This window comes from Duganella sp. GW821-FHT07F09 (assembly GCF_059418705.1).
Map to the genome: position 1 here is coordinate 324961 of NZ_JBWKQJ010000005.1, position 19312 is coordinate 344272.

Genomic DNA, 19312 nt, shown 5'->3' on the forward strand with positions numbered 1-19312 from the left:
TCATGCGCGTTTGCCTGACCATCGATACCGAATTCAGCATTGCCGGCGCCTTCGCCGACCCGGCGCTGCGTCCGGTCGGCGCGCAGATGGTCCGTTGCGACGTCGATGGCCGCTCGCAGGGCCTCGACTTCATGCTCGACTGCTTCGCCCGCAACGACATCACCGCGACGTTCTTCATCGAGACCTTGCAACGCCATTACTTCCGCGACGATCCGATGCGGCCGCTGGCGCAGCGCATCGCCGCCGCCGGCCACGAGCTGCAACTGCACGCCCATCCGTGCTGGGCGGTGTTCCAGCACGACGACTGGGCCGAACGCGTGCGGCGCGAGCCGCGCCAGGACGACTTCGCCGGCCGCGACGAGGCCTCGACCCTGGAGCTGCTGCGCCAGGGGCAAGCCACGTTCCGCGAATGGGGCCTGCCGCCGCCACAGGTGTTCCGCAGCGCCAGCCTGCAGCACGACAGCGGCTTGTACAGCGCGATCGCCGCCGCCGGCATCCCTTACAGTTCCAACATCGGGCTGGCGATCTACGACAGCGGCGATCCGCGCTACCGTCTCTACGGCGGGCGCCACCTGCGCCACGGCGTGCTGGAATGCCCGGTGTTGACCTTCAGCGACTGGCGCCTGCGCCGTCCGCACCTGAAGACGCTGTCGATCTCCGGCACCAGCTTCGCCGAAACGCGCACCCTGCTCGAACGCGCGCGCCGGGCCGGCATGGAGCTGGTGGTGATCCTGACCCATCCCTTCGAATACGTGCAAAGCCGGGGCGCCGATTACCGCACCTTGCGCCGCCACGGCGTCAACCAGGAGCGGTTGGAGCGCCTGTGCGGCTATCTCGCGGCCAACGGCGACCGCTACCAGGCCAGCGGCCTGGCCGCCGCCGCCAGCCTGCCATTGGCCCCACAGCACGCGGAAAACCATTTGCTCAGCGGCGCGCCGTGGCAAAGCGTGTGCCGCATGGCGACCCAGGTGTTGTACGACCGCTACGGCCACTGGGCGTTGGCGCGCCAGGGCGCGGGGGCGGCATGAACTGGCGCCGTCCATTCGCGCCGCTGGCCGAGGCCATCGACCGCCGGCACGGCACCTGGCGCGGGCTGGTGCGCGCCTGGCTGGCCCGGATCGAGCTCGCCAGCGGCCGCCTGTCCGGCTTCCACCTGCGCCACCCGCACAAGGTGCGCCGCGCCGTCTTCATTTGCCTCGGCAACATCTGCCGCAGCGCCTTCGCCGAACAGGTGGCGGCGCGGCTGGACATGACGGTGGCCTCGGCCGGCCTGTCGACCCACACCGGCTCCGCCTCGCCGGACAGCGCGCTGCGCGCGGCGCGCCGCCACGGCTACGACATGAGCGCCCACCGCGCCACCGACCTGACCGATTTCGACGTCCAGCCGGGCGACCTGTTCCTGGTCATGGAAGTGCGCCAGGCGCGCGAGCTGCGACGCCGGCTGGGACCGCGCACGGACGTCGAGGTGGTGCTGCTGGGCCTGTGGTGCACGCGACCGATGCCGCACCTGCACGACCCCTTCACGTTGAGCGACGCCTACTTCGACCAGTGCTTCGCAAGGGTGCGGCAAGCGGTGCGCGGGCTGCAGCGCGCCGTGCCGCAGTTGACGCGGCGCCAGCCCGCCACCACCAACGAACCGGCGGCGATCCGGCGCGCCGCCGGCGCATCCAACCGCAGCGGGAGCATCGCATGAACCGGGGATTTTCCATTTACCTCGATCTGGTGCGGGTTCTCGCCGCGCTGGCGGTGATCGTCTACCACTCCAATTTCCGCCTGCTGACCACGGAGAAGCTACCGTTCAGCAACCACGGCCACGCGGCGGTGATCGTCTTCTTCGTGCTGTCGGGCTATGTCATCGCCTACATCACCTCCGAGCGCGAGAACACGCCGCTGTCGTACTGGTCCAGCCGGCTGTCGCGCTTTTACTCGCTGGCGCTGCCGGTCGTGCTGCTGACGCCGCTGCTGGACATGGCCGGGGAGGCCATGGCGCCGCAGTTCTACACCGGCGGCACCACCACCTACGGCCTGGCCTGGCTGCGCATCCTGACCAGCCTGACCTTCCTCAACGAGGTGTGGCTGGTGTCGATCATGTCGTTCTCCAACGTGCCGTACTGGTCGCTGTGCTACGAGTTCTGGTATTACGTGCTGTTCGCCATCGTCACCTTCACGGCCGGCCGCACCCGCGTGCTGCTGGCCGGCGCCGTCATGCTGCTGCTCGGCCCCAAGATTTTGCTGCTGGCGCCGGTGTGGGTGGCCGGCGTGGTGCTGTTCCGCTGGCAATGGCTGCGCACGCTCAAGCCGCTGCCCGGCGCGCTGCTGTTCGCCGCCTCGTGGCCGGCTTACTGGCTGTTCCATCATTACGGCATGACCGAGGCCGGTTCGAACCTGCTGCTGCGGCTCGTCGGCGCCGACTTGCACCACCAGATGGCGTTCTCCAAGTTCTTCATCACCGACTACCTGCTGGCGGTCATCGTGCTGGCCAACTTCGCCGGCATGCGGGCGCTGGCCGACATCGCCGCGCGGCCGCTGGGTATGATCGAACCGATGATCCGTCCGCTGGCCGCCTACACCTTCAGCGCCTATATTTTGCACCAGCCGCTGATGCAGTTCTACGCCGCGCTGATCGATGGCGACCCGGGCCGGCCATGGTTCTACGCCGCCACGATGCTGGCCACCTTCGCCACCATCGGCGTGCTGGGCAGCCTGACCGAACAGCAGCGCCACCACTGGCGGCACGCGATCCGCAAGCTGCTGGCGCGCATCTTCGACAGACCAAGCCGGCAGGTGCCGGTGGCGGGAGTGCCCCATGGCTGAGGCTTTGATACCGGCGGTGGTGCTGGGCATCGACACCCCGATCGGACTGGCCATCATCCGCGACCTGGGCCGGCGCGGCGTGCCGGTGATCGGCATCGCGCACAGCGCGTCCGGGCTTGGCCTGCGTTCGCGCTACCTCGCGCGGGGCCTGATACGTCCCGGCGGCGGCGCCGCCGGCCTATTGCAGCAACTGCGCCAACTGTCCTCGGAGATCGGCCCGGCCTGCCTGTTCGCGATCTCCGAAACCGACATCGCCGCGCTCAACCTGGAGCGCGCGCAGCTGGACGGCTACCGCCTGATGTTCGCCGACACGGCGCGCATGGAGCGGGTGCTGCACAAGGACCAGACCTATGCGGCCGCCGCCTCGGTGGGCATCCACGTGCCGCGCACGCTGCACCCGAACTCGATGGAGGAGGCCGCCGCCGCCGCGCCGGCGCTGCGTTATCCGGCCATCCTCAAGTGGGCCGATCCGAACGGCGCGATGCAGCCGCTGCGCCGGGCCGGCCTGTCGCTCGACAAGCTGCGCTACTGCGCCGACGCCGACGAACTGCTGGCCGGGCTGCGCCGCTACGAGGCGGTCGGCATCTATCCGATGGTGCAGGAATTCTGCGCCGGTTACGGCCTCGGCCAGTTCGTGCTGATGCGCGACGGCCAGGCGCACTGCCTGTTCCAGCACCGCCGCGTGCACGAATGGCCGCCGGAGGGCGGCATTTCCACGCTGTGCGTGTCGCTGCCGCCGGACCAGCACGCGGCCCTGATGGAACAGTCGGTCGCGCTGCTGCGCGCGCTCGACTGGGAGGGCGTGGCCATGGTCGAATACCGCTACGACCCGGCCACCGGGCGGGCCGCGCTGATGGAAATCAACGGCCGCTTCTGGGGCAGCCTGCCGCTGGCCTGCCAGGCCGGCGCGGCGTTTCCGTGGTACGCCTACCAGCTGCTGGGACTGGAGCGGCCGGTGGCCCAGGCGCCGTACGTGCCAGGGCTGCGCGCCCGATTCATGGTGCCGGAAACCAAACGCCTGTGGCGCGTGCTGACCCGCAAGCCCGGCGACGGCTATGTGCCGGCGGCCGGCGCTCTGGCCGAGATCGCCGGCTATCTGTTCGACTTCGTCCGGCCGAGCACCCGTTATTTCGTCCACAGCTGGCGCGACCCGATGCCTTTGTTGAGCGACCTGTGGCTGACGGCGCGGCGCTTGCTGCCCGCGCCGCGCATCCCGCAACGGAGAAAAACATGAACGTCGCAGTCGACGAGGACGCCGGCGCTTTGCCCACGGTCGCCGTGATCATTCCGTACTACCAGCGGCAGGAGGGCATCCTGCGCAAGGCGGTCGTGTCGGCGCTGGCCCAGCGCGGCGAACACCGGCTGACCATCATCGTTGTCGACGACGCCTCGCCGGTGCCGGCGCGCGCCGAGCTGGCCGGCTTGCTGGCCGATGAGCCGGAGCGCATCGTCATCATCGAACGGCCCAACGCCGGTCCCGCCGCCGCCCGCAACACCGGACTGCACGCGCTGCCGCCCGGCACCGACTTCGTCGCCTTCCTCGATTCCGACGATGAATGGATACCCGAGCACCTGGAGCGCGCGCTGACGGCGCTGGGGCAGGGCAACGATTTCTATTTCTCCGACCACTACCAGTTGCACCAGACGGTCAGCGCGTTCCGCCGTGCCGGCCGCATCGATCCGGCGCAGCACCCGGCGCTGGCCGGCGCCGACGAGTTGTACGCCTACCGGGGCGACATGTTCGACCAGATCCTGAGCGGCAACATCATCGGCACCTCGACCGTGGTGTACCGCCACGCGCCGCTGGCGACCTTGCGCTTCCGCGAGGAGTTCGTCTACGCCGGCGAAGACTATCTGTTCTGGCTCGAGCTGAGCCAGCGAACCGGCCGCATCGCGTTTTCGGCGCGCTGCGAGTGCGTCTACGGTGCCGGCGTGAACATCTTTTCGGGTTCGGGCTGGGGCAGCAAGACGTCGCTGTTGCGGCTGCACCACGAAATGAAATTCCAGCGCGCGCTGTCGCGCCTGTTCGACCTGTCGGCACCGCAGCGGCAGGCCAATCTCGCCAGCGTGCGCCGCCTGCGCCGCAGTTTTGTCGCCGATCTGCTGCACCGCGTGCTGCACCGGCAGGAAGTCTCGCCGTCGCTGCTGGGACGACATTGCAAGGTCGATCCGCAGACCTTCATCTACGCCTTGCCATTGGCGGTCGGCATCGCGTTGCAGCGCGAGCGGGGGAAGTAGCCCACCATTTAAAGACTCACCGAATATCCTGAGTGGAACGATGGCGTTGGGGAGGCGGCCACGATTCCGGTGGTCCAGGATCACTAGAAAGGTAGCTGCCATGGATCAAGCATTTATTTACGATAAGGCGTTCTCGCGCAATATCGGCTGGGTCACCGAGGCCGAGCAAGCGGTATTGCGCGGCAAGCGCGTGGCGATCGGTGGCGCCGGCGCGGTTGGCTCGTTCTACGCCAACACCTTCGCCCGGCTCGGCTTCGGCAAGTTCGTCATCGCCGACTTCGACACCTACGACATCGTCAACTTCAACCGCCAGCTGGGCGCGACCATGAGCACGCTCGGCCAGCCGAAGTCGGAGGTGATACGCCGCATGATCCTCGACATCAATCCCGAGGCCGACATCCGCGTCTTTGCCGAGGGCGTCACCAGCGCCAACTTGCCGGAATTCCTGCGCGACGTGGATTTCTATGTCGACGGACTGGATTTCTTCGCGTTCGACGCGCGCCAACAGACCTTCGCCAAATGTGCGGAGATGGGCATTCCGGCGACCACGTGCGCGCCGTTGGGCATGGGCGGGGCCAGCCTGACTTTCTTGCCCGGCAAGACGACCTTCGAACAATACTTCCAGTGGGGCGATTTGCCGGAGCTGGACAAGGCGATCCGCTTCATGGTCGGGCTGGCGCCGGCCGGCCTGCACCGGGCGTATCTGGTGGTGCCGTCGGCGGTGAATTTGAAGGAGCGGCGCGGGCCGTCGACGATCATGGCGTGCAACCTGTGCGCGGGCATCTCGGCCACCGTTGCGCTGAAGGTGTTGCTGGGCAGGGGAGAGGTGCTGGCCGCGCCGCACGGCCTGCATTTCGACGCTTATCGGAACAAGATGGTGCACACCTACCGCCCCGGCGGCAGCAGCCACCCCTTGCAATGGCTGGCGATCACCATCGCCAAGCGGATCTATGGCAAGGCGTTGGCGGAGGCGTGAGTTGGCGGGGTTTCGGGCGCGTTGGTGGCGGCTCGGCGATGGCGGATTACGGCGTTCCGCCTAATCCGCCCTACGTGTCTCCCCGGTATGCCAGTGTCCCCGGGGCGCCGGCGTCCATCTAAAACACGTAGGGCGGATTAGCGTAGCGTAATCCGCCATGCATGCGCCGCCGACAGCTTTAAGATTGAACACGCCCGTCAAACATCCCTCGTCCGCGCCGCCTGAAGCGGCGTCAGCAGCGCCTTGTGGAACAGGTGGCGCGCCAGCAGCCAAGGCGGCATGCGCAGCCAGTTGCCGCGCAGGTAAAGCATCTGGCGCGCCAGTTTGCTCAGCGGCCCGTCGCAGCTGGCGTGCCGCGGCAGCAAGGCCCGGTCCAGCAGCGCGTCCATCAGCGCCAGCACTACCGGCCCCGGCCGCGCCACCTCGTTCCCCTCCAGCAGCGACGCCGGCACCGGCGTATGCAACAGGCGCGCGGCGTGGCGCAGCGCGTAAAACAGCGGCCGTTGCAGTTGCAGCATCGCGGCCCGGTCCGTCAACCGCACCCAGAATCCCGGCAGCGACGAAAACTCGTGCAGCAACCGGTCGATGTCGACCAGATTGCGCAGGCCGTGGTCGAACTCGCTTTCGTAAAGCAGGTGGGTGGCGCTGTGCAGCACCATGTCCACCGGCCCGAGCGTGAACACCGCCGGCAGGCTGCCGCTGGCCGGATGGCCGGGCAGCGGCTCGGCGGCCGCGCGCAGCAGCATGGCGTCGGGATGCGCGGCGGCCGTGCTCGGCAGTATGGCGTGATGGACGTCGATCACCGTCTCGCGCCAGACGTGGCGCATCGGCGGCAGCTCGTGCATCCAGCGCCGGTAGTAATGCTGGTCGTAGTCGTCGTGGCCGACGCCGGCCCAGCCGTGCAACATCAGCGCCGATTCGACGTCGGCCAGCGCCGCGCGCGGCACCAGGATGTCGATGTCGGAAAAAATCCTGCCCTCGGCGGCGGCCAGCCCGGCCATTGCGTAGGCGCCTCCCTTGAGCAGGATCAGCGGCACCCCCAGTCCCGCCATTGCCTGCCGGATCTGCCGCACCTCCCAGCGCACCGCCTGCAGGTGGCGCTCGCCCTGCTGGCGGGCCCACTCCAGTTGTCGCCGCGCAGGCGCCGGCAAGCGCTCGAGCACGCCGGCGTCGCGCGCCCGCGCGTGCAGGCTGGCCAGCAGTTGCGCGCGCTCGGCCTGTCGCAGCACCAGGTCGCACTGGGCGGGGGTGAACGCGGCCAGCGCCGCCGGCGTGCGCAGCACCTCGATCAGCAGCGGCGTCATGGCGCCGCCGCCAGGCGCTCGAACGTGGCGATGCCGTCGGCCAGGCTGCTGTAGCGGAAGTCGTGGCAGTCCGATCGTTCGACCAGCTCGGCCATGGTGTCGAAGCCGCGCGCGCCCAGTACGCTGTAATTGAAGGCGTTCTCGGCAGCGCGCAGATGGGCGCGCCCCTTGGCCACCGGCAGCAGCTCGGCCGCCGCGCCGGCTTCGTAACGGGGGAAGACGATCCAGGCCGGCCGCGCCGGCTCGGCCAGGCGGCCGACGCTGTCGGCCGGCGCCCGCAGGTGGGCCACCGTGCCCTTGTTGGTGTCGTGCACGGGTGGCGAGAACAGGGCGGCCGGCAGCGCCGCGCGCATCAAGTCGATCGAGCCGTTCTTCAGGCTGATCGGACGCGGCATCGGCACGATCAACCCGTCCTCCAGCCGGACCATGGTCAGTTCGTCGGACAGCAGGCGCCAGCCGTGGTGGACCAGCGCCGCGCACAGCGTGCTTTTTCCGGAGCCGGGCGGCGCCGGCAGGATGGCGGCGCGGCCGTTCTTTTCCACCACCGCCGCGTGCAGCATCAGGTAGCTGTGGGCGCGGCTTGAGATGCACCAGTTCAGCCCCCATTCGAACATCGGATAGGCCTGCGCCAGCGGCAGCGGCTTGAACGGAGCCAGCCCGTCGGCCAGCAACTGCACCTGCGGGCGCAGCCAGCGCCGCCAGTTGAGCGGACGCACCATGCGCAGGTGGAAATCGGCGTAGCCGTCGTCGGGGCCGAGCGGATAGTCGGCGTACATCAGCCCCACGCCATGCACCACGCCCGGTATCGTGCTTTGCAGGCGGGTGACGAAGGCGCCGGTCTGCAGGTACAGGCCGGCGCCGGCCAGGCGCGCGGCCAGTTGGCCGGCCGGCAGCTGCGCCACAGTCAGCATACCGCCTCGACCAGGGCCAGGCCTTCCAGGTCCGCCAGCAGCGCGTCCACCCCGTCCGCGTCCAGTCCGGCCGCCAGCAGCCTGCGCGCCAGGGCGTCGGCGTCGGCCGCTCCGGCCAGCAGCGCCAGCAGCAGCTCCAGCGCGTCGGCGCCGAGCAGGTGGGTGTCGCCGGAGAGGTCGTTGTACAGCACGCATTCCCCGTCCCACTGCCGCCGCCGCAGTTGCTGGCCCGGCGTCAGCCGCCAGGAAATGGCCGTGCTCATGTCATGGTGCTGGCGAGGTAGGCGACGATTTCGCGCGAGCCCCATTTGCGGCCCCCGGCGATCGGCGTGTAGGTGCCGCCGAGGTTGGCGCCGGAGCCCTGCCACTCGTTCCAGATGGCGATCACCGCCGGCACTTTCAGGAACGAGGTCTTGCCCGTGTAGGCGTTGAAGTAGGCCGCCATCAGGTACATGCCCACCCGGTCGCGGTCGTAGGTCTGGGCCTTCAGGATCTTGAGGATCGGCACGTTGGCGTAGGCCGTGGTGCGCGAGCCGCAGGTGAACACGTGGCCGAAGGCGGCGCAGGTCGGCGGCAGCGGACAGGCCTGCATGGCCCACCACGACGGCAGGCGGCCCTTGCACACCAGCGTCGTCGTCGGCTTCTGGCTGCTCAGTCCACCCGACATCGCGCCCGACGGCGCCTTGCACATCGTCGTGCCCATGGCGGACGGACTTTTCAGTGTCAGGATGACGCCGCTGGCGATGCCGGCCCCGGCCAGGCGTCGGCGCGACGGCCGCGACGGGGCGTTGGCGTCCACCACCACCTGCACCGGCACAGGCGCATCGCCTGGATTATCTTGATGCGTTTGCTTAGCCACGTCTGCCATCCCCTGTGTTTTACTTGTCTGCACAATCTAATGCAAGTTTCATTCCCGACACTGAACCCTGGCTGGAGTTCAATTAAAATCAAGGACTTATGATCGGTTTTATGCTATCGCCGCCGGCGCGCTCGGCGCGGGGCCGGCGACTGTAAAGAATCCCGACACTATCTTAGAAGAAACTCTCAGGGATGATCAGGATGTCGCCCGGCCACATGCGCACGTTGGCCGAGATGTCGCCGTCCTTGATCAAGTCGCTCAGTCGCACCGGCAGCTTCTCCTGCTTGCCGTCGATCTTGCGCACGATGCTGGCGCGGTTGCCCGCCGCGAACTCGGTGACGCCGCCAACGGCGATCAGCACGTCCATCAGCGACATGTCGCGCCGGTACGGCAGCGACTGCGGCTTGGCGGCCTGGCCGATCACGCGGATCTGCTGGTCGTAGGTGCCGACGAAGCCGTTGACGACGACGCTCACGGCCGGTTGCTGGATGTAGCGCGCCAGCGCCTTTTCGATGTCGCGCGCCAGCTGGCTCGGGGTCTTGCCGCTGGCCGGCAGGTCCTCCACCAGCGGCGCCGTGATCTTGCCGTCGGGGCGCACCGGCACCGTCTGCGACACCTCCGGATTGCGCCAGACGTTGATGCTGATGCTGTCGCCCGGCCCGATCAGGTAATCGATCTCCGGCGAGGACTCGGCCGGCGCCGCCAGCGGGCGCTGCGTCGCGCAGCCGGACAATGCCGCGATGGCCAGGCCGCAGGTCAACGCCAGGACGCAGCGCAGCGCGCGCCGGTAAAGATTGGGGGAAGAGTGCGCGTTCACGGTCGTCCTTTAATGGAGTGCGATGGAGAAAACTGGCACGGCGCAAGTGACGCCGATATTTTCATTTTGGCATGCCTTTTTGATCATGGCAAGAAAGTTATTGTGGCTTTATTGTGACGTGTTGCGCAGCAGGTCGCGCACGTAGTTCGACGGCACGGCATAGCCGATTCCGCTCGGCGTGCTGATCGCGTTCTCCTTGCTGCCCTTGACGTACACCATGTTCAGCACCCCGTAGACGGCCCCGGTCGCCGGGTCGTACAGCGGGCTGCCGCTGTTGCCGGGGTAGGCGATGGCGTCGAGTTGGAACACCGTCACCGGCGGTCGCCCGAGCTGCTTGACGGCGCGCGCGTCGAGCTGGCGCGAGGTCGCCGCCGGCCGCGTCATCGGCGTGATCGCCGCCAGCACCGCGCGGTGCGTGGCCGGATGCAAACCGAGCACCATGCCCAGAGGGAAGCCCGTGAAGGCCAGGTCCTGGCCCTCGCCGGCGGTGTCGGAATCGGCCAGTTTCAACGCCGGCAACGGCGTGCCCGCCAGGCGCAGGTGCAATAAATCGTGTTCGGTGTCGCGTCCGGCCAACGTTGCCGGGCGGAAGCGCACATTCTGGCCGTCGGCCACCACCACGCCCCAGCTTTCCTGGCGCGCCAGATCGGGCGCCTCCGGCACCACGTGGGCGTTGGTGATCACGCTCAGGCCGTCGCCGGCGACCCAGCCGGTGCCGCTGTACACGATGGACGGCGAGCGGGTCGGCTGGTAGCTGCCGATCGCCACCACCGAGCGCTTGACGACGGCCGCGGTTTCCCTCAGCTCGGCCGCCCGCGCGCCCGGGCAGACGGCAAGCGCCGCCCCCGCGAGCAAGGCGCACAGCGAGGCGGTACGGCGCGCGCTGCTTAAAATTGTAGCGATTATGATCATGCCCGCAATCTACACCATCTGATGATTTTTGCAATAAATCTTCGCCGCCCCGGCGCTTGTCCATTTCTTGCAACGTTGTAGCCAAGTGTGTAAAAAATAATAACAACGAATTGATCCGTTGTACTATGATTCATAGAAATGTTGTTTTGATAATCGACGCGCCGGCCTTCCAGACAGGACCTGGCGCGCACTTGGCGAGGCAAGAGATGGCGGAATTGAGTGCATTGCTGCTGACGTTTCTGAAAGCGCTGGGCAAGTATCGCTGGTATGCCGTGGCGGTCGCTTGGGTGGTCGGCCTGATCGGCTGGGCGGTCGTGTACCGCATGCCCGACGAGTACCAATCGACGGCCCGCGTCTATGTCGACACCCAAAGCATCCTCAAGCCCCTGATGGCCGGCATGACCACCATGCCCAACATCGAGGAGCAGGTGATGTTCATGCGCCGCACCCTGATCAGCCGGCCCAACGTCGAGCGCGTCATCCGCATGGTCGATCTGGACATCAAGACGCGCAGCGTCAACGACAAGGAACGCCTGATCGACGAGCTGACCTCGCAGATCAGCATCAGCGGCACCGGCAACGACGACATCTACACCATCGCCTACACCAATCCCGATCCCAAGCTGGGCAAGGACGTGGTGCAATCGCTGCTGACGATCTTCGTCGAGGGCAGCGTCGGCGGCAAGAAGCAGGATTCCGACAAGGCCATCTCCTTCATCGCCGAGCAGATCAAGAGTTACGAGGAAAAACTGGCCGCCGGCGAGAACGCGCTCAAGGACTTCAAGATCCGCCACATGGGGCTGATGTCGCGCCAGGGCGGCGACTACGCCAGCAAGCTGGCCGAGACCACCGAGCTGCTCAACCAGGCGCGCCTGGAGGCGGCCGAGGTGGAGCAGTCGCGCAACGCCATCAAGCGCCAGATCGTCGGCGAGGAACCGGCGCCGGTGCTGGGCGCGACGCCGAGCGAGGACGCCAATCCCGAGCTCGACGGCCGCATCCAGGCGCTCGAGAAAAACCTCGACCAGTTGCGCATGCAATACACCGACGAGCATCCCGACATCGCCGGCACCAAGCGCCTGATCGACCAGTTGAAGGCCCGCAAGCGCGAGGAGGCGTCGAAGAAGGTGCGCACCGCCGGCGCCAATTTCAGCCCGATGCTGCAGCAGATGAACGTCGCGCTGTCGGTCGAGGAGGCGCGCCTGGCCGCGCTGCAGACCCGCGTGCGCGAATACAGCAGCCGGGTGGCGGCGCTGCGGGCCATGAGCACGGCCGCGCCCGAGGTCGAGGCCGAGCTGTCGCAGCTGAACCGCGACTACGCCATCAACAAGGAAAACTACGCCAAGCTGGTCGAGCGGCGCGAGTCGGCCCGGCTGTCGGGCGACCTCAGCTCGGCGTCGGACATGATGACCATCCGCGTCATCGATCCGCCGAGCGCGCCGGTGATGCCGGTCGGCCCCAACCGCGCGCGGCTGTGCTCGATCGTGTTCGCCGGCGCGCTGCTGGCCGGCCTGGGCTCGGCGCTGTTGTTGAGCCAGATACGGCCGACCTTCATCAGCCAGCGCTCGCTGCGCGAGACCACCGGCATTCCCATCCTTGGAAGCATTTCGATGAACTGGACCGACACCCAGCGCCTCAAGCGGCGACGCCGCCTGTACGCGTTCGGGCTGGCGGTGTCGCTGTTCTTCGGCGGCTATGGCGGCGTCATGGCATCGGTGTTGTGGATGCAACGCTAGTCACACTTAAAACCATCGGCCTGACGGGCGTCCATCGGCGTCACCCCGCCCAGTCAGCCAGTTTCATCAGCGAAACCAGGAGTTTTCCGTGAGCATAATCGAACGAGCCACCAGCCGGATGCACCAGGACGCTGCGACGCGGCAGGGGGAGGCGCAGGCCCAAACCCGCGCCGACGAAGCCGTCGTCGCGGCGCTGGCCGCCAACGTGGCGGCGCCGTCGCCGTCGGATTCGCCGACCCGCGGCCTGCCGCCGTCGGCATCACCGGCGGCCGTGCTGCGCAACCGCGGCAACGGCAAGAACATCGAACTGGACGCGGCGCGCATGCAGGCCATGGGCTTTATCACCGCCGGCACCCGCACGCCGCTGATGGAGGAGGTCAGGGTCATCAAGCGCCCGCTGATCACGCGCGCCTTCTCGCCCAAGCACCGCAGCGACAAGCCGGCCAACCTGATCATGATCACCAGCTCGCTCCCGGGCGAGGGCAAGACCTTCTGCGCCATCAACCTGGCCATGAGCATCGCCATGGAGCTGGACCACACCGTGCTGCTGGTCGACGCCGACGTCGCCCGGCCGTCGGTGCTGCGCACCCTGGGCCTGCCCGGCCAGCGCGGCCTGATGGAGCTGCTGCTCGACGAGCGCGCCGACATGTCCGAACTGCTGCTGCACACCAATATCGACGGCCTGACGCTGCTGCCGGCCGGCGGCGCCAACGCGCGCGCCACCGAGCTGCTGGCCAGCCAGGCCATGGCCAACCTGCTGCAGGAGATGGCCGGGCGCTATCCCGACCGCATCATCATCTTCGATTCGCCGCCGCTGCTGCTGACCACCGAGGCGCACGTGCTGGCCGCGCACATGGGGCAGATCGTGGTGGTGGTCGAGGCCGAGAAGACCAGCCAGCACGCGGTGCAGGAATCGCTGCGCCAGCTCGAGGGCCTGAGCAACGTCAACCTGGTGTACAACAAGACCCGCGAGTTCCCCGGGACGGCGGCGTATGACTACCAATATAACTATACTTATCATAATGGCCAGTCCTGAACGCCGCCGGGGGCGGGGCGTCGTGGGGTTGGCCATGAGGCTGCCCGTGCCGACCGTGACGGCGGCGGCGGTGGCGTTGTTGTTTTCGCCCGCGTGCCGGGCGGAGCTGAAGGTCGAGCCGTCCGCGCAGTTCCAGCAAACCTACACCGACAACGTCAGCCTGGCGCCGCCGGACCAGGCGCGCAGCCTGTGGATCAGCGAGCTGACGCCGGGCATCACCGTACGCGACGACAGCCCGCGCCTGCAATTGCTGGCCGCCTACGAGGCGCGCCTGTACGCCTACTCGCGCGACGACCCGGCGGCCAACCAGAGCCTGTCGCACAACTTCAACGGCAAGTTGCACGCCGAGGCCGTCAGCGGCCTGTTGTTTCTGGACGCGGCCGGCGCCTACCGCCAGCAGGCCATCTCGGCCTTCGGCCCGCCGGTCGCGCAAAACGGCTCGGACGGCTACCTGACCGACAACCGCACCAACGTCAAAAGCTACAGCGTCAGTCCTTATCTGACGCACAGCTTCGGGCGCCTGGTGACGGGCGAGCTGCGCTACACGCACGACGTGGTCAGCGCCGACAGCGCCGGTTTCAACCACAGCAACGCCGACAGCGTGCAGGCCTCGCTGGGCGGCGGCATCGGCGCGCGCATCGGCTGGGGCGCGCACTACTACCGCCAGCGGCTGGAGGACGGCACCGGCCCGACCACCATCAGCGGCAACACCGGCGTCGACGGCTCCTACCTGGTCGCCGCGCCGCTGCGCCTGACCGCCAGCATCGGCCGCGACCAGTACAGATACGAATCGCAGGTGGGCGAGGCGCCGACCGGCAAGTCGTGGTCGGTCGGCTTCGGCTGGACGCCGTCGAGCCGCACCAGCGTCAGCGCCAGCTTCGGCAAGCGCTTCTTCGGCGACAGCTACCACCTCGACGCCGTGCACCGCACCCGCGCCACCGCCTGGAGCGTGCGCTATTCGACCGACGTCACCACCTCGCGCGACCAGTTCCTGCTGCCGGCGTCGGTCTCGACCTTCGAACTGCTCGACCGCATGTACGCCGGCGCCATCGCCGATCCGGCGCGGCGGCGCCAGGCGGTCGACGCCTTCATCCGCGCCAACGGCCTGCCGCTGGCGCTGACCGACAGCGTCAACTATCTGAGCAACCGCTACATCCTGCAAAAGCAGTTCCAGGTCTCGCTGGCCTGGACCCTGGCGCACAGCGTGCTGGTGCTGAGCCTGACGGACGAGCGGCGCAACGCGCTGTCGTCGGTGCAGTCGGACAGCGCCTTGCTGGGCAGCAGCTTCGGCAGCCTCAACGACAACAGCCACCAGCAGGGCGGCAGCGCCACCTTCAACTACCGGCTCTCGCCGCGCAGCTCGCTGAACCTGTCGGCCAGTTTCAACAAGGCCGACTCGCTGGTGCAGGACGCCAGCAGCATCAACCGCGCCTTCCGTGTCGCGCTGACGCGCCAGCTCGGCCGCCAACTGACCGGCGACCTCGAACTGCGCCGGCAGACCGGCAGCGTGGCCGGCGCCCGTGGCGGCTACCGCGAGAACGCCATCGTGTTTCATCTCAACCAACGCTTCTGAGGAGCCAGGCCCGCGATGTATGAGAACTATTATGGGCTCAGCGCCAAGCCGTTCCAGCTGCGCCCCGACCCCCACTTCTTTTTCGGCAGCCAGGGCCACAAGCGCGCCATGGCCTATCTCGAATACGGCCTGTCGCAGCGCGAGGGCTTCATCGTCATCACGGGCGAGGTCGGCGCCGGCAAGACCACCTTGATGCGCAATATGTTCAACGGCCTGCCGGCCGACGAGATCGTCGCCGCGCAGATCACCAACACCTACCTGAACACCGAGGACACCCTGCGCATGGTGCTGGCCGCGTTCGGCCTGCCGGCCGAGGAGGGCAGCAAGAGCATGCTGCTGGTGCGGCTGGAACAGTTCCTGCGCAACTGCGACAAGCAGGGCAAGCGCGCGCTGCTGGTCGTCGACGAGGCGCAAAACCTCACCGCCCGCACCGTCGAGGAGTTGCGCATGCTGTCGAACTTCCAGTCCGACGAGCGCTCGCTGCTGCAAACCTTCCTGCTGGGCCAGCCGGAGTTCCGCACCACGCTCAACAGCCCGGAATTGCGCCAGCTGCGCCAGCGCGTCATCGCCACCTACCACCTGGGGCCGATGAACGGCGACGAAACGCGCGCCTACATCGTGCACCGGCTGCAAACGGTGGGCTGGCGCGGCAATCCATGCTTCACCGACGGCGCGCACGCGGCGATCCACGCCTACGCCGGCGGCATTCCGCGCACCACCAACCACGTCTGCGACCGCCTGCTGCTGATGGGCTTCCTCGAGGAGCTCGACACCTTCACCGAGGCCGAGGTGGCCACGGTGCTGCGCGACATCCGCGACGAGACGGCCGTGCCGGACGGGCCGGATTCGGCGCCGGCCATGGAGCCTCCGGGCGAGTGGCCGCCCAGCGGCGGCATGGTGTCCCAGGGCACGATCGACGAACGCCTGGTGCGCGTCGAACGCTCGATGGTGTCGCTGCTGCACGTGCTGAGAAAGCTGGTCGCCACTCCCGCCAACCTGCCACAGATGGACAACATCGAATGAGCCTGATCGACCAAGATACGCCCGCGCGCAAATTCCGCATCCTCTGCGTGGTCGGCGCCCGCCCCAACTTCATGAAGATGGCGCCCATCATGACGGCGCTGGCCGAGCCGACGGCCGGATTCGAGGCGCGCCTGCTGCACACCGGCCAGCACTACGACGTGGCCATGAACCACCAGATCTTCTCGGCGCTGGGCATCCGGGACCCGGACATCAACCTGGAGGTCGGCTCCGGCAGCCACGCGCTGCAGACCGCCGAGGTGATGCGCAAGTTCGAGCCGGCCATGGACGAGGTGGCCCCCGACGGCGTGCTGGTGGTGGGCGACGTCAATTCCACGCTGGCGTGCGCGCTGGTGGCCAGCAAGCGCGGCGTTCCGGTGTTCCATGTGGAGGCGGGCCTGCGCAGCGGCGACCGCGCCATGCCGGAAGAGATCAACCGCATCCTCACCGACCAGTTGTCCGACCTGCTGTTCACCACCGAGTCCAGCGGCCGCGACAACCTGCTGCGCGAGGGCATCGAGGAACAGCGCATCCATTTCGCCGGCAACGTCATGATCGACACGCTGCTCGCCAACCTGCCGCGCGCGCTGCCGGCCGCCAACATCGCCGCGATGGCCGGGCGCCCCGGCTTCGCCGACGGCGAGGACGGCTACGCGGTGCTGACCCTGCACCGGCCATCGAACGTGGACCGGCCGGAAGTGCTGCGCAGCCTGCTGGAGACGGCGCTGATCGTCTCGCGCCGCACTCCGGTTATGTTCCCGCTGCACCCGCGCACGCGCGCCATGATCGAGCGCGCCGGCCTCGGCGACCTGCTCGACCAGCCGGGCATGCTGCCGCTGCCGCCGATGGGCTATCTCGAAATGCTGGGCTTGATGCGCGGCGCCCGCGTGGTGCTGACCGATTCCGGCGGCATGCAGGAGGAGACCACCGCGCTGGGCGTGCCGTGCCTGACCCTGCGCAACAACACCGAGCGGCCGATCACGGTCGAGCAGGGCACCAACACCATCGTCGGCCAGGACGCCGGCCGCATCCTGGCCGAGTACAACAAAGTGCTCAGCGGCGGCGGCAAGACCGGCCGGGTGCCGCGCTACTGGGACGGCCAGGCGGCGCGCCGCATCGTCCAGATCATGCAGCGCTGGCTTACCGAGCGTGAAGGAAGCACGCAATGACAACCATGCAGCCGGTGCGCAACGCCATGACGATCGACGTCGAGGATTACTTCCAGGTGTCGGCGTTCGCGCCGCACATCGCCCGCGACAGCTGGGCCGGGCGCGAATGCCGGGTCGAGGCCAATGTCGACCGCATTCTGGGTATTCTGGACGACGGCGCCGTCGTCGCCACTTTCTTCACCCTGGGCTGGATCGCCGAGCGCTATCCAACGCTGGTGCGGCGCATCGTCGACGGCGGCCACGAGCTGGCCAGCCACGGCTACGGCCACCTGCGCGCGTCCGATCAGAGCCATACCGCCTTCCTGGAAGACATCAGTTCCAGTAAAACGATACTGGAAGACATCGGTGGCCAAGCCGTGCACGGCTACCGCGCGCCCAGCTTCTCGATCGGCCCGGCGAACCTGTGGGCGCTGGACGCGCTGCAACAGGCCGGCTACCGCTACAGCTCCAGCATTTATCCCATCGTGCACGACCACTACGGCATGCCGGACGCGCCACGCTTCGCCTTTTATCCGAACGGCGAGCAGGGGCTGCTGGAAGTACCGATCACCACCGTGCGCCTGATGAAGCGCAACCTGCCGGCCGGCGGCGGCGGCTATTTCCGCCTGATGCCGTACGCGATGTCGCGCTGGATGATGCGCCAGGTGAACCGGCAGGACCGCCAGCCGGCCATCTTCTATTTCCATCCGTGGGAGCTCGATCCCGGCCAGCCGCGCCCGCAGGGTCTGGCGTGGAAGACGCGCTTCCGCCACTACGTCAACCTCGACCGCATGGACGGCCGCATCCGCGCCTTGACGCGCGACTTCGCCTGGGACCGCATGGACCGGCTGTTCCTGGGGGCCGCATGAGCGCGCTGGCCGACCACGTGCACCTGGCCGGCACGCAAGCACCGGCGGCCGGCCAATTGCGCCTGCGCCTGATGGAGGAGCACGACGGCCGGCGCTGGGACGCCTACGTCGACCAGTGCCCGCAGGCGACGTTCTTCCACCGCGCCGGATGGCAGCGCGTGCTGCGCCAGGCGTTCGGCCACCGCACCTGGTTTTATTATGTCGAGCGTGCCGGCGTCATCGAAGGCATCTTGCCGCTGGGCGAGGTGCGCAGCCGCGTGTTCGGCCACTGGCTGGGCGCGTTGCCGTTCTGCGTCTACGGCGGCATCGCCGCCAGCTCCGACGAGGCGCGCGTCATGCTCGACCAGGCCGCGCAGGCGCTGGCGCGGGAGCTGGGCGTCGGCCACCTCGAATACCGCAACATCGCGCGCAGCCACCCGGGCGATCCGGGCTGGCTCGCCAAGCCCCTGTATGTGACGTTCCGCAAAGCCATCGTCGCCGACGACGAGCAGAATATGAACGCCATTCCGCGCAAACAGCGCGCGATGGTCAGGAAGGGCATCAAACTGGGCCTGCAAGGCGAGGTCGACCAGGACGTCGGACGCTTCTACGCCGCCTACGCGCGCAGCGTGCACCGTCTGGGCACGCCGGTGTTTTCGCGCCGCTACTTCGCGCTGCTGAAGGAAACCTTCGGCGACGATTGCGAGGTGCGGGTGATCACACATAACGGCGCCCACAACGGCGAACTGGTGGCCGGCGTGCTCAGTTTCTTCTTCCGCGACCAGGTGCTGCCGTACTACGGCGGCGGATTGGACAACGCCCGCGCGCTGGCCGGCAACGACTTTATGTACTGGAACCTGATGCAGGCGTCGGCCGCGCGCGGCATGCGGCTGTTCGATTTCGGCCGCAGCAAGCTGGGCACGGGCGCCTTCGACTTCAAGAAGAACTGGGGCTTCGAGGCGGAGCCGCTGGACTACGAGGTCAAGCTGATCAAGGCGTCGGCGGTGCCGGAAAACAATCCGCTCAATCCCAAGTACCGCCTGTTCATCCAGATGTGGCAGCGGTTGCCGCTGCCGGTGGCGAACATGCTGGGGCCGCACATCGTCAAGAACCTGGGCTGATC

Annotated in this window: 19 protein-coding genes; 13 read left to right on the top strand and 6 right to left on the bottom strand. The window is 67.9% G+C overall.

Annotated elements, in window-relative coordinates:
- The first annotated feature begins 2 nt into the window (after positions 1-2).
- From AC07P1_RS15805 to AC07P1_RS15830, 6 genes are all read left to right on the top strand, one after another.
- Positions 3-1028 carry a polysaccharide deacetylase family protein gene (locus AC07P1_RS15805; protein ID WP_494696708.1) on the top strand — a complete coding sequence of 342 codons (1026 nt, stop codon included), beginning with the start codon at positions 3-5 and terminating at the stop codon, positions 1026-1028.
- Positions 1025-1693 (top strand): arsenate reductase/protein-tyrosine-phosphatase family protein, encoded by a 669-nt coding sequence (locus tag AC07P1_RS15810; protein ID WP_494696709.1) that lies wholly within the window; start codon positions 1025-1027, stop codon positions 1691-1693. The genes AC07P1_RS15805 and AC07P1_RS15810 overlap by 4 nt, the downstream gene beginning before the upstream one ends.
- Positions 1690-2814, top strand: coding sequence for an acyltransferase family protein (locus tag AC07P1_RS15815; protein ID WP_494696710.1), 1125 nt, complete (start codon positions 1690-1692; stop codon positions 2812-2814). Before AC07P1_RS15810 ends, AC07P1_RS15815 begins: the two co-directional genes overlap by 4 nt.
- Positions 2807-4048: a carboxylate--amine ligase gene (locus tag AC07P1_RS15820; RefSeq protein WP_494696711.1), complete on the top strand. Its 1242-nt coding sequence runs from the start codon at positions 2807-2809 to the stop codon at positions 4046-4048. Before AC07P1_RS15815 ends, AC07P1_RS15820 begins: the two co-directional genes overlap by 8 nt.
- Complete coding sequence (locus tag AC07P1_RS15825; protein ID WP_494696712.1) at positions 4045-5052, top strand: glycosyltransferase family 2 protein; 1008 nt, start codon at positions 4045-4047, stop codon at positions 5050-5052. Before AC07P1_RS15820 ends, AC07P1_RS15825 begins: the two co-directional genes overlap by 4 nt.
- A gap of 100 nt (positions 5053-5152) precedes the next feature.
- A complete protein-coding gene (locus AC07P1_RS15830; RefSeq protein ID WP_494696713.1) occupies positions 5153-6028 on the top strand; it encodes a ThiF family adenylyltransferase in 876 nt (291 codons plus the stop codon).
- Between the two features lie 197 nt (positions 6029-6225).
- Here AC07P1_RS15830 and AC07P1_RS15835 read toward each other — a convergent pair whose 3' ends face one another.
- The 6 genes from AC07P1_RS15835 to AC07P1_RS15860 all read right to left on the bottom strand — a co-directional run bounded on the left by AC07P1_RS15835 (position 6226) and on the right by AC07P1_RS15860 (position 10831).
- A complete protein-coding gene (locus tag AC07P1_RS15835; protein ID WP_494696714.1) occupies positions 6226-7332 on the bottom strand; it encodes a nucleotidyltransferase domain-containing protein in 1107 nt (368 codons plus the stop codon).
- Positions 7329-8243, bottom strand: a complete 915-nt coding sequence (locus AC07P1_RS15840) for an HprK-related kinase A (RefSeq protein WP_494696715.1) — start codon at positions 8241-8243, stop codon at positions 7329-7331. Before AC07P1_RS15840 ends, AC07P1_RS15835 begins: the two co-directional genes overlap by 4 nt.
- On the bottom strand, positions 8237-8506 hold the full coding sequence (locus tag AC07P1_RS15845; protein ID WP_494696716.1) for an HPr-rel-A system PqqD family peptide chaperone: 270 nt from the start codon (positions 8504-8506) through the stop codon (positions 8237-8239). The genes AC07P1_RS15840 and AC07P1_RS15845 overlap by 7 nt, the downstream gene beginning before the upstream one ends.
- Positions 8503-9102 carry a hypothetical protein gene (locus AC07P1_RS15850; protein WP_494696717.1) on the bottom strand — a complete coding sequence of 200 codons (600 nt, stop codon included), beginning with the start codon at positions 9100-9102 and terminating at the stop codon, positions 8503-8505. Before AC07P1_RS15850 ends, AC07P1_RS15845 begins: the two co-directional genes overlap by 4 nt.
- Positions 9103-9274: 172 nt before the next feature.
- The gene (locus AC07P1_RS15855; protein WP_494696860.1) at positions 9275-9880 is read right to left on the bottom strand and encodes an XrtA/PEP-CTERM system exopolysaccharide export protein; all 606 of its coding nucleotides are present in this window, start codon (positions 9878-9880) and stop codon (positions 9275-9277) included.
- Positions 9881-10027: 147 nt separating this feature from the next.
- Positions 10028-10831 carry a S1C family serine protease gene (locus AC07P1_RS15860; RefSeq protein ID WP_494696718.1) on the bottom strand — a complete coding sequence of 268 codons (804 nt, stop codon included), beginning with the start codon at positions 10829-10831 and terminating at the stop codon, positions 10028-10030.
- 206 nt (positions 10832-11037) lie between these two features.
- Here AC07P1_RS15860 and AC07P1_RS15865 point away from each other — a divergent pair, with 206 nt between their 5' ends.
- From AC07P1_RS15865 to AC07P1_RS15895, 7 genes are all read left to right on the top strand, one after another.
- Positions 11038-12564 (top strand): XrtA system polysaccharide chain length determinant, encoded by a 1527-nt coding sequence (locus tag AC07P1_RS15865; protein ID WP_494696719.1) that lies wholly within the window; start codon positions 11038-11040, stop codon positions 12562-12564.
- An 88-nt stretch (positions 12565-12652) separates the two neighbouring features.
- Positions 12653-13600, top strand: a complete 948-nt coding sequence (locus tag AC07P1_RS15870; protein WP_494696720.1) for an XrtA-associated tyrosine autokinase — start codon at positions 12653-12655, stop codon at positions 13598-13600.
- Positions 13601-13634: 34 nt separating this feature from the next.
- Positions 13635-15173 carry a TIGR03016 family PEP-CTERM system-associated outer membrane protein gene (locus AC07P1_RS15875; RefSeq protein ID WP_494696721.1) on the top strand — a complete coding sequence of 513 codons (1539 nt, stop codon included), beginning with the start codon at positions 13635-13637 and terminating at the stop codon, positions 15171-15173.
- Between the two features lie 15 nt (positions 15174-15188).
- Positions 15189-16196 carry an XrtA/PEP-CTERM system-associated ATPase gene (locus AC07P1_RS15880; protein ID WP_494696722.1) on the top strand — a complete coding sequence of 336 codons (1008 nt, stop codon included), beginning with the start codon at positions 15189-15191 and terminating at the stop codon, positions 16194-16196.
- The gene (wecB, locus tag AC07P1_RS15885) at positions 16193-17362 is read left to right on the top strand and encodes a non-hydrolyzing UDP-N-acetylglucosamine 2-epimerase (RefSeq protein ID WP_494696723.1); all 1170 of its coding nucleotides are present in this window, start codon (positions 16193-16195) and stop codon (positions 17360-17362) included. The genes AC07P1_RS15880 and wecB overlap by 4 nt, the downstream gene beginning before the upstream one ends.
- Positions 17359-18210, top strand: coding sequence for an XrtA system polysaccharide deacetylase (locus tag AC07P1_RS15890; RefSeq protein ID WP_494696724.1), 852 nt, complete (start codon positions 17359-17361; stop codon positions 18208-18210). The genes wecB and AC07P1_RS15890 overlap by 4 nt, the downstream gene beginning before the upstream one ends.
- Entirely contained in the window at positions 18207-19310 is a 1104-nt protein-coding gene (locus AC07P1_RS15895) for a FemAB family XrtA/PEP-CTERM system-associated protein (RefSeq protein ID WP_494696725.1), read from the top strand. Before AC07P1_RS15890 ends, AC07P1_RS15895 begins: the two co-directional genes overlap by 4 nt.
- The last annotated feature ends 2 nt before the right edge of the window (positions 19311-19312 follow it).